Below are 14500 nucleotides of genomic sequence, written 5' to 3'. Positions count from 1 at the left end.
AAAACCGCTCTAGTCAAAAACCACGGTGCGGTTGTCATTAACAAAGAGCTTATGCTCGGCGGCCAGCTCCAGGGCTTTACAAAACACCAGCTTTTCCACATCCCGTCCTTTTTTCGCCATGCTTTCGGCGCTGTCCGCATGGGTGACATTCGTTACCTGCTGCAAAATAATCGGTCCTTCGTCGAGCTCATTATTCACAAAGTGGGCGGTCGCGCCGATGATCTTAACACCGCGCTCAAAGGCCTGGTGATAGGGCCTGGCACCAATAAAGGCGGGCAGGAAGGAGTGGTGAATATTAATAATGCGCCCGGCAAAACGGGCAACAAATTCCGGGCTTAAAATGCGCATATACTTGGCCAGGCCAATCAAATCCGGATTGTATTCGGCAATTTTATCTGCCACCAGGCGGTCATGCTCACTGCGACTTAAGCCTTCATGGCTGATGCAGTGAAAGGGCACATGAAAGCCCTGTGCCAGGGGTTGTAAGTCCGGGTAATTGGCGATCACCGCCAGCACCTGAATATTCAAGGCCTGCTCAAAACACTTTAATAATACCCCGCCAAGGCAATGGGCTTCCTTGGTCGCCAACAAGACCACCTTAACCGGCTCGTCGCCATGGAGCGACAGTGTGGAGTTACTCGGTAAAATTGCTTGTAGCTGAGCCTCCAGGTCGATATTGCTAAAATCGCCATCGAGTTCGGTGCGCATAAAAAAGCGGCCATGGGCCTTGTCGACAAACTCATTGTTGCGGGTGATATTGAGACCATGCTCAAAGCACAGGCCGGTGATCTTGGCGATTAGACCTTCTTGGTCCGGGCACTGCGCCAGTAAAACCTTTTTCATTCCTCATTCCTGTTTGTGTTACACGAATTGCCATTATGCTCAGGGTTTCACGATAATGGCAATTGTGCTTTTTTATAAGGAATGATTTAGCAGGGCCTTTAGTTTAGCGGGCTTAACCGGCTTGGAGAGATAATGCACACCGGCATTTTTTGCCGCCAGTTTTAACTGGTCGTCGCGCACCGCAGTGATCAAAATAGCGGGTATCTCTTTGCCTCTCAGGGCTCGGATCTTGGCTATCAGAGCCAGGCCATCATCGCCCTCACCAAGCTGATAATCCATAAAGATAATATCGATATTGGTGTCGCTCTCGACCACAGCCAGCGCTTGCTCAGCCCCTTGGCAACCATGACAGCGTGCGCCCCATTTGTTCAGTAGATGACGCATGGCTTCTATATTGGCGGCCTCATCATCGACCACCAGTACATCATAATGAGATTGAGCCGCAGCTGTGGTTGCCGGAATACTTGAACCTTGAATTCGAGCCAGCGAGCCGTAGGGCACTTCTACCTTAAAGCAACTGCCCTTACCGAATTGTGAGCGCATGGTCAGGGGATGGGAAAGCAGCTCGGCCATGCGTTTTACCACCCCAAGCCCAAGGCCGACACCCTTGTTGTCGCCGGACTCAACGCGATAGAAATCATCGAATATTTTTTTCTGTTCATGATCTGAAATGCCCAGACCCGTATCCCACACCTCTATGCTGAGATGGTGTTTACGGCGGCGACAGGCAACCAGCACCTTGCCGCTAGGGGTGTATTTCACCGCGTTGGAAACCAGATTCTGAATGATGCGGCGCAGATAGGTGGTATCGCTGTGGACCACCTCATTGCTCGAACGCAGGGTCAGTTTCAGGCCCTTGTCGGCGCATAAAATGGCGTATTCATTGACCAGGGGCGTAAGAATATCGTCGATATGAAAGTGGCGCGGCGTGGGCGACATGGCGCCTTGGTCGAGCTTGGCAATATCGAGCAGGGCCGACATCAGGTGCACTGTACTGTCCAGACTGTCACCGAGCTTGGCCAGGCTATTGGCGTTGTGGGCGCTTAGCTCCTGCTCGTCCATGGACGCCAGATACAGGCGTGCGGCATTGAGAGGCTGAAGAATATCGTGGCTGGCCAGGGCGAGGAAGCGGGTTTTACTGTCGTTGGCATGTTCCGCTTCTAGTTTTGCCGCCTTCAATGCCTGCTCGATTTGCTCCCTGCTGGCGATTTGCGCCTTAAGATCCTGGTTCATGGCGCGTACTTCCTGGGTCCGTGCCTCGATGCGGTTTTCCAGATCCATGTTGATCTCTTCCAGGGCGTTTTGCGTTTCCATGTGTGCGGTAATATCGGAAAAACTGGTCACAAAGCCGCCGTCCGGCAGCGGGTTACCAATCATCTCAAACACCTGGGCATTGCGGCGATGACGAATAAAGTGATGGGGGGTGCCGTTACGCAGGTGTCGCACCCGTTTTTCCACATGCTGTTCAATTTCGCCGGGGCCGCATTCACCGCGCATGGCGTTATAGCGGATCACCTCTTCTATGGGCTGACCTTGCTGTAAGAAGCCGTCGGGGTAGCCAAACATCTGCGCGTAGCGCTTGTTCCAGGCCACCAGATTAAGGTCCTTATCGACGACGGAAATACCTTGGCTCAGATTTTCTAACGAGGTAAACAAGAGGTTCTGGTTAAAACGCAGCGCCTGCGTGGTTTCGTCGAAAAAGTTGACCACTTCTTCAAAGGCCAGGCGTTTGCCACTGGCCACGGTTTGTATCAAGGCTTGTGCCGAGGAGGCGCCAAGCACCCCGGTCAGGGCGCGCTCGCAATAGGCGATAAATTCATTGCTTGGTTGGGCATTGTTGTCGTCTATATCTTCGCTCAGGCTGTAATGAGCCAGCACCTGGGTACTACGCTGGGCGCCGAGGAAGGTTTGCAGCAGCACTTTAAAGTCATACACAGTGGCATCAACGTTCTTATTCAGACGCTTGGCAAAGTTCAGTTGCTCCATGGGATTAACAAAGGCGGCGGCCTGAATGCGGTCGATAAGGCGCTCCTGAGCCCCTAAAGAGAAGCTGATATAGCAGCAGATATTGGCAAACAGGGCGATGAGGGTGCCCTGGGTAATTAGATTTTGCTGGGCACCGCTGTCGAGTGCCGTGGTGGCGCTCAGAATAGGGATGAGCAGGAACAGGGTCCAACAGACTACACCGGCGGTCAGGCCCGCATACACGCCATAGGCATGGCCCTTACGCCAATACAGGCCGCCGACTATTGCCGGCAGTAACTGGGTGACTAAAGAAAATGCCACCAAGCCCATGGAGGCCAGGGTTTCACCATGACCAAAAAACTGCTGATAGAGATAAGACAGCAGCAATATGGCGCCTATGGTAAAGCGTCGCACCAGTAAGATACGCGAGCGATAGCTGGTGTTGATATGGCTGCGGCGGAACTTACGTTTCAGTAACAGCGGCAGTACCACGTCATTGGAGATCATGGTGCTCAGGGTCAGGGTCGCTACCACTATCATGGCGGTGGCCGCTGACAGGCCGCCGATAAAAACAAAGGTAGTCAAAACACTGTGACCGCTGCTCAGCGGCAGTGCCAATACAAAGCTGTCGGCGCTATGGCCATGGCCAATTTCCGGCATTATGGCGGCGCTGGCGATGGGAATAATCATCAGCGCAATAAGTAGTAAATACAGGGGGAAGGCCCAGCGTGCCGTGCGCAGATGGCGGATATCCTGGTTATCAACCACGGTGACATGAAACTGGCGTGGCAAGCAAATGATGGCCGCCGCCGCCATCAGGGTCTGGCCGATAAAGCCAAAACTCAGTACCTGGGAGTTCCGCCAGTGTTGCCATACGCTATCGAGTGAAACGCTCTGGGGGAGGCTGTAAAAGGTATATAAAGCGAGACCGGCGACAAAGACCAGGGCAATAAGCTTTACCAGGGATTCAAAAGCCACCGCCAGCATCAAACCGGAGCGGTACTCGGTCACATCCACCTTGCGGGTTCCGAAGAAGATGGCGAACACCGCCATGATCAGGGCTCCGCCCAGAGCCAGCACAGGGCCTGAGATCTTGGAATCTCCCGATAATAAGATAAAGCTGCTGGAGAGCGCCTTAAGCTGTAGGGCGATATAGGGAATGGTGGCCATCAGGGCGATAAAGGTCACTAAAATCGCCGTCAGTTGCCGTTTGCCGTAGCGCGCCGAGATAAAGTCGGCAATGGTGGTGATATTTTGCTTTTTACTTACCAAGACGAGTTTGCGCAGGAAGCCCTGAAAGAAGACAAACAATAAAATGGGCCCGAGCAAAATTGGCAAGTAGTGCCAACCATCACTGGCGGCTGTGCCCACCGAGCCGTAGTAGGTCCAGGAGGTACAGTAGATCCCGATCGCCAAGGCATACACAAAGGGGTGATGGCTGATGTACTTGGCCCAGGGTGTGGTTTTGTCGCCCCAGTTGGCTAACCAAAACAACACGGAGATATAGGCCAGAGATACAAGAATTAAAGCTAAGGTCATGGTGTAAGGGTTATTTTTATAAGTACCTCTACCATAGCAAAAGCCCATGGCGAATAGCAGTGCTTTTGTCGCGCACTAGCATGCGACTAAGGGTTATTAGACTAATGTATAAATGCCAAAAAATGCCGTGCCAACCATTTCCTTAATAGCTAAAAAATTCATTATCTATATGTTTTTATTAGTTATTTTTTATTTTGTTCTTCTCTCCCATTAAAGGTTAACTTTTTGTTACGACTAAGGTCTGAATTTCCTCTTGGCCAAGCATTGCTAGATTCAAAAGTGATGATAACAACCGTTCATGCCTTTGGGTGTGATGTAAAGGGGATACAAAATGGCTTTTAAAGATGCAGAACATGCGAAGGCCTATTGGAGTGAAAACCTCAGCCTAGTATTTAAATTACTGGTGGTGTGGTTTGTCGTTTCTTTTGGCTTTGGCATTTTGTTAGTCGACGTACTCAACGAAGTACGATTCTTTGGGTTTAAACTGGGCTTTTGGTTTTCACAACAAGGCGCAATTTACACCTTTGTAGCTCTTATTTTTGTCTACGCATACAAAATGAATGCGTTAGATAAGAAATACGGCGTAGACGAATAAGGAGCAAAATGATGGATGTTCAAGGACTTACCTTTTTAATTGTTGGCCTGAGCTTTGCGCTCTATATAGGTATCGCCATTTGGGCGCGTGCCGGCTCAACCAATGAATTCTATGTTGCCGGTGGTGGCGTACCACCCTTAGCCAATGGTATGGCTACGGCCGCAGACTGGATGAGTGCAGCCTCGTTTATTTCCATGGCGGGGATCATCTCCTTTGCCGGTTATGATGGCGGTGTATATCTTATGGGTTGGACCGGTGGTTATGTACTGCTGGCGCTGTGCCTAGCACCTTATTTGCGTAAATTTGGCAAGTTTACGGTGCCGGATTTTATCGGTGACCGTTACTACTCACAGGCAGCCCGTGTGGTCGCTATTTTCTGTGCCATCTTTATCTGCTTTACCTACATCGCCGGTCAGATGCGTGGTGTGGGCGTAGTATTCTCGCGCTTCCTGGAAGTAGACATTGAAACCGGTGTATATATCGGCATGGTGATCGTATTCTTCTACGCCGTACTTGGCGGCATGAAGGGCATTACCTACACCCAGGTTGCTCAGTACTGCGTGCTGGTATTTGCCTACCTGGTACCTGCTATCTTTATTTCCTTGATGATGACGGGTCACCTGTTGCCACAAACCGGTTTCGGCGGCACCTTATCCGACGGCTCCGGACTCTACTTGCTCGATAAGCTTGACGGTCTCAGTACCGAGCTCGGATTTGCCCAATACACCGAAGGCTCCAAGAGTATGGTTGATGTCTTTGCCATTACCGGCGCGCTAATGGTGGGTACCGCAGGTCTGCCTCATGTAATCGTACGCTTCTTCACTGTACCTCGCGTTCGTGATACCCGTATCTCGGCGGCTTGGACCCTGGTCTTTATTGCCATCGTCTATACCACGGCTCCGGCGGTTGCATCATTCGCTCGCGTGAACATGATCGACACCATCAATGGTAAAGACGGCAGCGGTACCTTGTATGAAGAAGCACCGCAGTGGATTAAAAACTGGGAAAGAACCGGCCTTATCACCTTCAACGACAAGAATGAAGATGGTCGTATGAACTATTCGGCGGGTGACATTAATGATCCAGCCAGCGCCAATGAAGTGAAGGTTGACCGCGATATCATGGTACTTGCGAACCCTGAAATTGCCGACCTGCCAGCCTGGGTTATTGCTTTGGTAGCCGCCGGTGGTATTGCCGCAGCGCTATCGACAACCGCAGGCCTGTTACTGGTTATTTCTACCTCGGTTTCTCACGATTTGTTAAAACGTACCTTGAAACCGGATATCAACGATAAGCAAGAGCTGTTGGCGGCGCGTTTGGCGGCCATGGTAGCCATTGGTATCTCAGCCTACTTTGGTATCAACCCGCCTGGCTTTGTGGCCTCTGTGGTGGCCTTTGCCTTCGGTCTGGCGGCGGCGAGTTTCTTCCCAGCCATTATTATGGGGATTTTCTCAAAACGCATGAACAAAGAAGGTGCCATTGCCGGTATGGTAACGGGTATAGGTTTCACCGCCGCATACATCATCTACTTCAAGTTTGTTAGCCCAGAGCTAAACAGTGTCGAGCATTGGCTATTTGGTATCTCACCTGAAGGTATCGGCCTTGTGGGTATGCTGGTCAACTTCTTTGTTGCTGCCGTGGTGCAACGCATGACTGCGGAAACTCCGGATGAGATCAAAGAAATGGTTGAGGGCATTCGTAATCCTAAAGGTTCTGCAACGGCCCATTCGCACTAAGGTGTAGTAACCTAACTTGCAGATAACAAGCCCGACCTTAGACCAAGGTCGGGCTTTTTTTGTTGTTGAATAGGTCCTAGATTTAGTCTTGTTACCACATGTTTAGGACGTGGACTATGAGTGCCCAGCATCAGGATATTTTTGACTTTGTCAGCCAGCAGGCGCCATTTAACGCCTTGCCAGACTCTGCCTGCGATTATTTTACCCATCATTTAGAAGTAATTTATGTCACCCGGGAAAATCAGCATCAATGGCTGGATTCTGCCCATCCCAAGTTATTTTTACTTCGCAGCGGTGTTATTGAGCTGGTGGCCGCCGACGGCGAGCCTATTGCGCGCCTCACCGGGGGCGACTATTTTGGTTATCCCTCCTTGCTTAGCGGCGAGAGTATAAAAAACCGCATCGAGGTGAAGCGTGAAGCCCTGGTCTATATGCTCTCGCAAGCGGACTTCGATTATCTGCGCCACGAATATAAGGCGTTTGAACAATATTTTGTGCGTGCTCATTCAAACCGACTCTTGTCGTCTAAGTATCAGCACCATGGTGATAGTTGGTCGGAGCGCAAAATTGCCCAGTTGATGACGCGTCAGGCCATCACTCTGACCCCGGATGCCAGTATTCGTCAATGCGCGCAGACCATGAGCGAGCATAGGGTGTCTTCCGTTATGGTGACTCAGGGGGAGGGCCAGGAGGCTCGCTTAATTGGTGTGGTTACCGACCGGGATTTACGCTCGCGGGTATTGGCCGAAGGCGTGGACCCAGAGAGCAGCATTGCCGAAATCATGAGTGTGGAACCCAAGTTTATTTTTGAAAACAACCGGGTGTTTTCGGCCATGCACTTGATGCTCAAACACAATATTCACCACTTGCCGGTGCTTAACGAGCTGCATCAGCCGCTCGGCATGGTCACCTCTACCGACTTGCTACGCCAGCAAAAAAGCGACCCGGTGCAATTGATTGGTCGCATCTACAAGGCCAGCGGGGTTGCCGACTTAAAACGTTATGCTCAGGAAGTCCCCGAGCTACTTGAGGGTTTTGCCTATCATATTGATGACATCAGTTTGATTGGCAAGTTACTCAGTGGTATCAGCGATGCCTTGACCACACGTTTAATTCAGCTGTTTCAGCAGCGCCACGGCGATGCCCCGGCCCGCTTTAGCTGGATTTGCTTTGGCTCTCAGGCCCGCGAAGAGCAAACCCTGCACTCGGACCAGGATAATGGCCTGCTCTTGCCCAATGGTCTGGATGAAGAGCAGCGCGAGTATTTTAAGGCCATGGGGGAGTTTGTTTGCCAGCAGTTGGATGTGTGCGGTATCAGGCGTTGCCCAGGCAATATTATGGCCAGCAATGAAGCCTGCCGCCTGAGTCTGGATGGCTGGCTTGATAAGTTTGACCGCTGGCTGTCCAGTCCGACGCCGGAGGCCATGCTGAATTGCAAAATCTTCTTCGATATTCGTTTTATCAGCGGCTCGAGTGATTTGTTCGCCACCTTTAGCGAGGCCTTATCGGCGCTTAAACCCGATCAGTTCTTCTACCGCGCCCTGGCCAGTGAGTTAAATCTAAACTCGGTGCCCATAGGTCTGTTTAATCAACTTAAAACCGAGGCAGATGCCGAGCGCCATAAATACATAGATTTAAAACGCCGTGGCATAGTGATCATCAATGATATTGTTCGCCTCTATGCGCTGCAGGCCAATATTCGCCATGCCAGTACCTTGGAGCGCCTCGATGCGCTTAGCAAAACCCAGTGGTTGTCGAAAAAGGATATTTTTGATCTTAAGGATTGCTGGCGCTACCTCACCCAGTTGCGCCTGCGCGCTCAGCTTGATAATGAGCCGCTGCCCAGCAACTGTATCAACCCCGATGGCCTGACTTCCCTGGAGCGGCATCAATTAAAAGAGGCCTTTTATCTGGTGCGCCAGGCACAGCAAGCGGCAACCTTTAAATTTGCCCGCGGGAGTCTGTAACCATGACCTATTCCTGGTGGCAGCAAGTGAAGTCGCAGTTGGGGTTCGATCCCCATGGCTTGTCACGGCCTTGGACTAGTCATAGGTATGTGGTGGTGGATCTGGAGTTAACCGGTTTAAACCCCAGGGAGCATGAGGTGGTGTCGCTGGCCTGGGTGGTGATAGAGCAGCAAAGCATTAAGCTCAGTCAAAGTGGTCATTTGTTGCATCAGGGAGTATTGGAGCTGGCGCAGTCGCCTATTTACCACGGTATTACCGCCGAGCGCTTGCAGCTTGAGGGGTTACCCATGGCACAAATACTTGAGCGCTTTGGTGCCGTATGTGCCGACAGTATTTTGGTGTTTCACAACAGTTTGCTTGATACCCGTTTCTTGCAGCGGGTCTGCAAAGAGCACAAGGTGCAGTTACCTCGAATCACCTTAGACACCCTGAAAATTGAGCAAAGGCGCTTGGCACGCCAGGGCTCGGATATTGCCTTTGATGCCTTGTCCTTGGAAGCCTGTCGAGCGCGTTATGGCTTAATGGCGCACACGTCCCATGATGCGCTCAGCGATGCCTTGGCTACCGCTGAGCTGTTTTTGGCTCAGGCCAACCAGATCAGTAAGCGTGAACCTGTGCCTTTAAGCGCCTTGATCACGGCTGGGTAATCTCTGGCAATTGCTGCTTTTGCCAGCCCAGCCAATCGCCTTCAAGGTGGTACACTTGCTTAAAACCAAGCTCTTGCAAGGTACTGATGGCCATGGCTGCGCGGCGGCCGCTGCGGCAATAAACCACTATGGGGCGTTCTTTATCGAGCTCGGCGGCATGCTCCGCCAACACATTGTGGCTGATGTTAACGGCCCCCTTGATATGCCCTTGTTGATATTCTTCACTGGTACGCACGTCCAATAACTGCATTGGCTCGGCATTAAAGCGGTCAACCAAGAGTTGCTGCGCGGCTATATCTGTTGCTTCGCCTTGTGCCATACTTAAGGGCGAGCAAAAAAGTGCGATTGCGGCGATAAGCGCCGCGCCGGTGTTTTTCATCATAGATCTTCCCCTTGTTACTAAAACGCCTGAGCGCCGTTTATCCCAACCAACTGCTATTACCATCAGCTTCATGTTTTAACATTGTGGCTGCCAATAACCATAGCATAACTTTTTGTCGGTCTGAATTGTGTGTTTGCACGTCGCGAGGGCCACTTGTTTCGTGCTATCATTGCCGCCATTTACTAAGTAAAGCAGGCTGATCTTTGAGGTTGGCTTTGTTATATTATTACAATTGTTTATTGTACAGAGTGAGTCGTCGTGGCCGAAGTCAGAGCTAGGGTCCATTTAAATGTGGGCAAAAAAAGTGATATTCCTGCGGAAATCGTATCTTTTAGTGGATTAAAAGATGGTCAGGAACATGTTGCCTTAATTTTTAACCAAGCGGATGAGCAACAAACGCCCCTGATCCGTATGCACTCAGAGTGCCTGACCGGCGATGTATTTCACTCCAGCCGCTGCGATTGCGGTGAGCAACTTAATGAAAGCATCGAGCTTATGCATGAGCAAGGTGGGGTGCTTCTTTATCTTCGCCAAGAGGGTCGCGGCATTGGTTTGTACAATAAGCTCGATGCCTATGTGTTGCAGTCTCAGGGCATGAACACCTATGAAGCCAACAATCATCTTGGCTTTGCCGACGATCTGCGGGATTTCTCCGATGCTGTTTTAATGCTTAAGGCGCTTGGCATTAGCCAGGTCAAGCTGATGACCAATAATCCGAAGAAGCTCGATGCCCTGCGTAACAATGGCATAGAGGTTAAGGCCGTCGTTGGTACCCATGCGCATATCAAGGTGGGGCAAACCGGTAATCAGGCGTACCTGGAAACCAAAATAGCCCATGGTGCACACATGCTGGATATTAAAAAAATTAAGAAATCATAAGCGCAATACGCAAAAGGAAGATTAGTCATCATGTCGATAGAAATACGCGTGCACAAGGCCAGCTCGGGAGCCCGCTGGTATAAAGCAGGTTTGGATATTTTCCAACGCCAGCCGTTTATTTTTATGTTTATGTATATGTTTATTGCCGCTGTGGGCATGCTGGGCTTTGTCCTGCCGCTGCTAAAAATTCCGGCGGCCTTGGCCACGCCATTTTTATTGGCGGGTTTTTATCAGGCAGCCTTGCGCCGCCAAAAGGGTCATAAGGTTGCCTTTGCCGATATCCTGAATGTTTTTTCCCAACAGGGCAGACGCATGTTGCTGTTTCGTGTTGGTCTCTACCAAATGGGCGCGGCCTTGCTGTTAGGCATGGTGAGCAGCTTGCTGTTTGCCGATGCGGTGGCTGTGCTTAGCCAGCCGGATATCGACCCGCAAGTGGCGTTGCAAGAGTTAGCGCAAAGCTTCTCCTTCCCTGCGGTAGCCCTGATTTTAGTCCTCTTTAGCGTTTATTTGTGTGCTTTTGCCTTTGCCGTGCCCTTGGTTTATTTTGGCGGTCATACGTCAATGTGGGCGGTAATGAAGGCCAGCCTGCTGGCGTTTTACCGTAATATGGCGGCGATGACGGTTTATGGCCTGATCGGCGCCGGTCTGATGCTGGTCTGTGCGATTTTGTCTCTTATTCCTCTTCTTGTTGTTATGCCGATTTGCTACATTAGCTTATTCATCGCCTTTCAGGCGATATTTATGCCGCAATTACAGCAGCATGAAGGTGATAAGGGCGCAGTGGATAGGGCTCAAAATGAGCCGGCGAAGCCACAGGAGTCACATTCTTCCGATGGCCGGTTTGACGCTTAATGGATGAGCGCGAACAGCAAAAACAAAAGAATTATGTGCTCTGGTTACTGGGGCGGCAGGAATACAGCCGCAGGGATTTGCAGCGCAAATTGCAGCAACGTCAGGTACCAGAGGAGTTTGCCACCAAGCTGTTAGATTGGTGCGAGCAACAGGGATTTTTGGACGATAACCGCTATTGCGCCAGCTTTATTCGCCGGGCAATAGATAAGCGTCACGGGCCGCGCCGTATTTGTGCCGATGCTCAGCAAAAGGGTCTGGATAAAGACCAGGTGGCTGGAGCCTTGGCAGAAATGGACGTCGATTGGTTCGAACTGGCTCAAGAGGCCTACCAGCGTAAATTTAAGGCGCTGGGAAAACAACTAGATTATAAGGAAAAAGCCAAGCGTATTCGTTACTTAACGGCGCGTGGTTTTGACTACCAACAAATAGAATTTGCACTTGCAAGTGAAGCGACAGACGAGTGAGAAAAACGCAATGCAGCATTTGACGACCGCACAGCTAAGACAGAAGTTCTTAGATTATTTCGCCAAACACCAACATCAGGTGGTGCCTTCGGCCTCTTTGGTGCCGGGCAATGACCCCACCTTGTTATTCAACAACGCCGGTATGGTGCCTTTTAAAGACGTGTTCCTGGGCGCAGAAAAGCGTCCTTATACCCGTGCCGCCAGTGCTCAGCGTTGTGTTCGTGCCGGTGGTAAGCACAATGACCTGGAAAACGTAGGTTATACCGCCCGTCACCATACCTTCTTTGAAATGCTGGGTAACTTCAGCTTTGGCGATTACTTTAAAGAGCAGGCCATTGCCTTTGCCTGGAAGTTTTTGACCGAAGAGCTGCAACTACCGAAAGAAAAGCTGTGGGTGACCGTTTTCACCGAAGATGACGAAGCCGCCGATATTTGGATTAACCAAATTGGTGTGCCTAAAGACCGCGTGTCACGCATAGGTGCAAAAGATAACTTCTGGTCTATGGGCGATACGGGTCCTTGTGGTCCTTGTTCAGAAATTTTCTATGATCACGGTGAGGAAGTCTGGGGTGGTCCTCCGGGCACGCCAGAAGAAGATGGCGACCGTTATATCGAGATCTGGAACCTGGTATTTATGCAATTTAACCGTCACGCCGACGGTACCATGGAGCCATTGCCGAACCCATCTATCGATACCGGCATGGGCCTTGAGCGTATTGCCGCTATCTTACAGGGCGTGCACTCAAACTATGAAATCGACCTTTTCCAGGCCCTGATCAGCTCAGCTGCTAAGGTGACTAATGCTCAGGATATGGAAGACAAGTCGCTGCGCGTAATCGCCGACCATATTCGTTCATGTGCCTTCTTGGTACTCGATGGTGTTATGCCTTCGAATGAAGGTCGTGGTTATGTATTACGCCGTATTATTCGTCGCGCCGTGCGCCACGGTAATAAGCTGGGCGCCAAGGGCACCTTCTTCCACAAGATAGTGGCCGAGCTGGTGGCACAAATGGGTGATGCTTACCCTGAGCTGGCCCAGAAACAGGGCATTATCGAGAAAGTATTACGCATCGAAGAAGAGCAGTTTGGTAAGACGCTTGAGCGTGGCCTGGCGATTCTTGAGGAGCACTTAAGCAGCTTAGAAGGGGATGTGATCCCGGGTGACGTGGTCTTTAAGCTTTACGATACCTATGGTTTCCCAGCGGACTTAACCGCGGATGTGGCCCGTGAGCGCTTTTTGACCATAGACGAGAAGGGCTTCCAGGAATGTATGGATGTGCAGCGCAAAAAAGCCCAACAAGCGGGCAAGTTTGGCGCCGACTACAACAATCAATTACGCTCGGATAAGTCGACCGAATTTAAAGGCTATGATGCTCAGCAGCACAGCGCCACGGTAGTGGAAATGTTTGCCGCCGGTGACAAGGTCAGCCTGCTTAACGATGGCGAAGAAGGGATAGTGATCCTTAACCGCACCCCTTTCTATGCCGAGTCTGGTGGTCAGGTCGGCGACACAGGTGTGCTGGCTACTGCCAACGGTCAGTTTATCGTTACCGATACGCAAAAACTGGGTAATGCCTTTGCTCACCACGGTAAAGTGGTAGGGCAGATTGGTGTGAACGACAAGGTGGATGCGCGCATCGATGCCGAGCGTCGCGACCGCATTAAGAAAAACCACACTGCGACTCACCTTATCCATGAAGCTTTGCGTCAGGAGTTGGGTGAGCACGTAAACCAGAAAGGTTCATTGGTGCAAGCGGATCGCCTGCGCTTTGACTTCTCGCACTTTGAAGGTGTGACGCCAGAGCAATTACAGCGCGTTGAAAAGAAAGTGAATGACGAAATTCGTCATAACTTTGCGCTGCAAACCGAGTTGATGGCCATAGATGCCGCCAAGGAAAAAGGTGCCATGGCGCTGTTTGGCGAAAAGTATGATGACGAAGTGCGTGTTGTTAGTATCGGCGACTACTCAATTGAGCTGTGTGGCGGTACTCACGTGGAGCGTACCGGTGATATCGGCTTATTCAAGATAGTTTCCGAAGCGGGTATCGCTGCGGGCGTACGTCGTATTGAAGCGGTGACCGGTGCCGACGCCCTAAACCATATTGCGGCGCAAGAAGAGAAGCTAACGCAAATCGCGGCACTGTTGAAAGCGGATAGCGGCAATGTACTGGATAAGGTTCAAGGCCTGTTAGAGCGCTCTAAAGGCTTGGAAAAGCAGGTAGCTCAGCTTAACGACAAGCTTGCTAGCGCTGCTGGTGCCTCGCTGCTAGACGGCGCTAAAGACATCAATGGCGTTAAGGTATTGATTGCCAATGTGGCCGGTACAGAAAGCAAAGCCCTGCGTGGCATGGTTGATGATCTGAAAAACAAAATGGGTTCAGGCATTATCGCCCTGGGTGTTGCCGATGGCGATAAGGTTAGTTTGATCGCCGGTGTAACCAAGGATCTGACAGGTCAATTTAAGGCTGGAGAACTGGTTAACCATATGGCTGCTCAGGTTGGTGGTAAAGGTGGTGGTCGTCCCGATATGGCTCAGGCCGGCGGTACACAACCAGAACACCTTGACGCTGCCCTAGCCAGTGTTGAGGGCTGGGTGAGCGAACGCGGTTAATAGCGGGCTGTATTAAACAC

At 51.0% G+C, this 14500-nt stretch carries 11 protein-coding genes; 8 read left to right on the top strand and 3 right to left on the bottom strand.

The features are described 5' to 3' along the window. Positions 1 to 9: 9 nt before the first annotated feature. Together purU and C2M35_RS01780 are read right to left on the bottom strand one after the other, a co-directional pair. Positions 10 to 843, bottom strand: coding sequence for a formyltetrahydrofolate deformylase (gene purU / locus C2M35_RS01785; protein ID WP_105258569.1), 834 nt, complete (start codon positions 841 to 843; stop codon positions 10 to 12). 72 nt (positions 844 to 915) lie between these two features. Next, positions 916 to 4347 carry a PAS domain-containing hybrid sensor histidine kinase/response regulator gene (locus C2M35_RS01780; RefSeq protein ID WP_105264491.1) on the bottom strand — a complete coding sequence of 1144 codons (3432 nt, stop codon included), beginning with the start codon at positions 4345 to 4347 and terminating at the stop codon, positions 916 to 918. A gap of 331 nt (positions 4348 to 4678) precedes the next feature. Between C2M35_RS01780 and C2M35_RS01775 the strand changes: the two genes are divergently transcribed. From C2M35_RS01775 to C2M35_RS01760, 4 genes are all read left to right on the top strand, one after another. Further along, positions 4679 to 4942: a DUF4212 domain-containing protein gene (locus tag C2M35_RS01775; RefSeq protein ID WP_105190622.1), complete on the top strand. Its 264-nt coding sequence runs from the start codon at positions 4679 to 4681 to the stop codon at positions 4940 to 4942. An 11-nt stretch (positions 4943 to 4953) separates the two neighbouring features. Further along, positions 4954 to 6678, top strand: coding sequence for a sodium:solute symporter family protein (locus tag C2M35_RS01770; protein WP_105200792.1), 1725 nt, complete (start codon positions 4954 to 4956; stop codon positions 6676 to 6678). Positions 6679 to 6794: 116 nt separating this feature from the next. Then, entirely contained in the window at positions 6795 to 8645 is a 1851-nt protein-coding gene (locus tag C2M35_RS01765; protein WP_105200791.1) for a DUF294 nucleotidyltransferase-like domain-containing protein, read from the top strand. Between the two features lie 2 nt (positions 8646 to 8647). Further along, positions 8648 to 9292 (top strand): 3'-5' exonuclease, encoded by a 645-nt coding sequence (locus C2M35_RS01760; RefSeq protein WP_105200790.1) that lies wholly within the window; start codon positions 8648 to 8650, stop codon positions 9290 to 9292. On the opposite strand, the gene C2M35_RS01755 is transcribed toward C2M35_RS01760, so the two are convergent. Next, a complete protein-coding gene (locus tag C2M35_RS01755; protein WP_158677891.1) occupies positions 9279 to 9674 on the bottom strand; it encodes a rhodanese-like domain-containing protein in 396 nt (131 codons plus the stop codon). The two genes, C2M35_RS01760 and C2M35_RS01755, sit on opposite strands and share 14 nt — an antisense overlap. Before the next feature lie 258 nt (positions 9675 to 9932). Here C2M35_RS01755 and C2M35_RS01750 point away from each other — a divergent pair, with 258 nt between their 5' ends. Genes C2M35_RS01750 through alaS form a run of 4 tightly spaced genes read left to right on the top strand, consistent with a single transcriptional unit; the run spans position 9933 to position 14480 of the window. Beyond that, on the top strand, positions 9933 to 10553 hold the full coding sequence (locus tag C2M35_RS01750; RefSeq protein WP_105200788.1) for a GTP cyclohydrolase II: 621 nt from the start codon (positions 9933 to 9935) through the stop codon (positions 10551 to 10553). Positions 10554 to 10583: 30 nt separating this feature from the next. After that, on the top strand, positions 10584 to 11405 hold the full coding sequence (locus C2M35_RS01745) for a BPSS1780 family membrane protein (protein ID WP_105200787.1): 822 nt from the start codon (positions 10584 to 10586) through the stop codon (positions 11403 to 11405). Next, the gene (locus C2M35_RS01740) at positions 11405 to 11869 is read left to right on the top strand and encodes a regulatory protein RecX (protein ID WP_105200786.1); all 465 of its coding nucleotides are present in this window, start codon (positions 11405 to 11407) and stop codon (positions 11867 to 11869) included. Before C2M35_RS01745 ends, C2M35_RS01740 begins: the two co-directional genes overlap by 1 nt. 10 nt (positions 11870 to 11879) lie before the next feature. Further along, on the top strand, positions 11880 to 14480 hold the full coding sequence (gene alaS / locus C2M35_RS01735; RefSeq protein WP_105264468.1) for an alanine--tRNA ligase: 2601 nt from the start codon (positions 11880 to 11882) through the stop codon (positions 14478 to 14480). The last annotated feature ends 20 nt before the right edge of the window (positions 14481 to 14500 follow it).

It is taken from the genome of Pseudoalteromonas sp. T1lg76 (genome assembly GCF_002964725.1).
Lineage (GTDB): Bacteria > Pseudomonadota > Gammaproteobacteria > Enterobacterales > Alteromonadaceae > Pseudoalteromonas.
The sequence above is the reverse complement of the archived record's forward strand: the minus strand, read 5'-3'. Positions and strand labels throughout refer to the sequence as shown.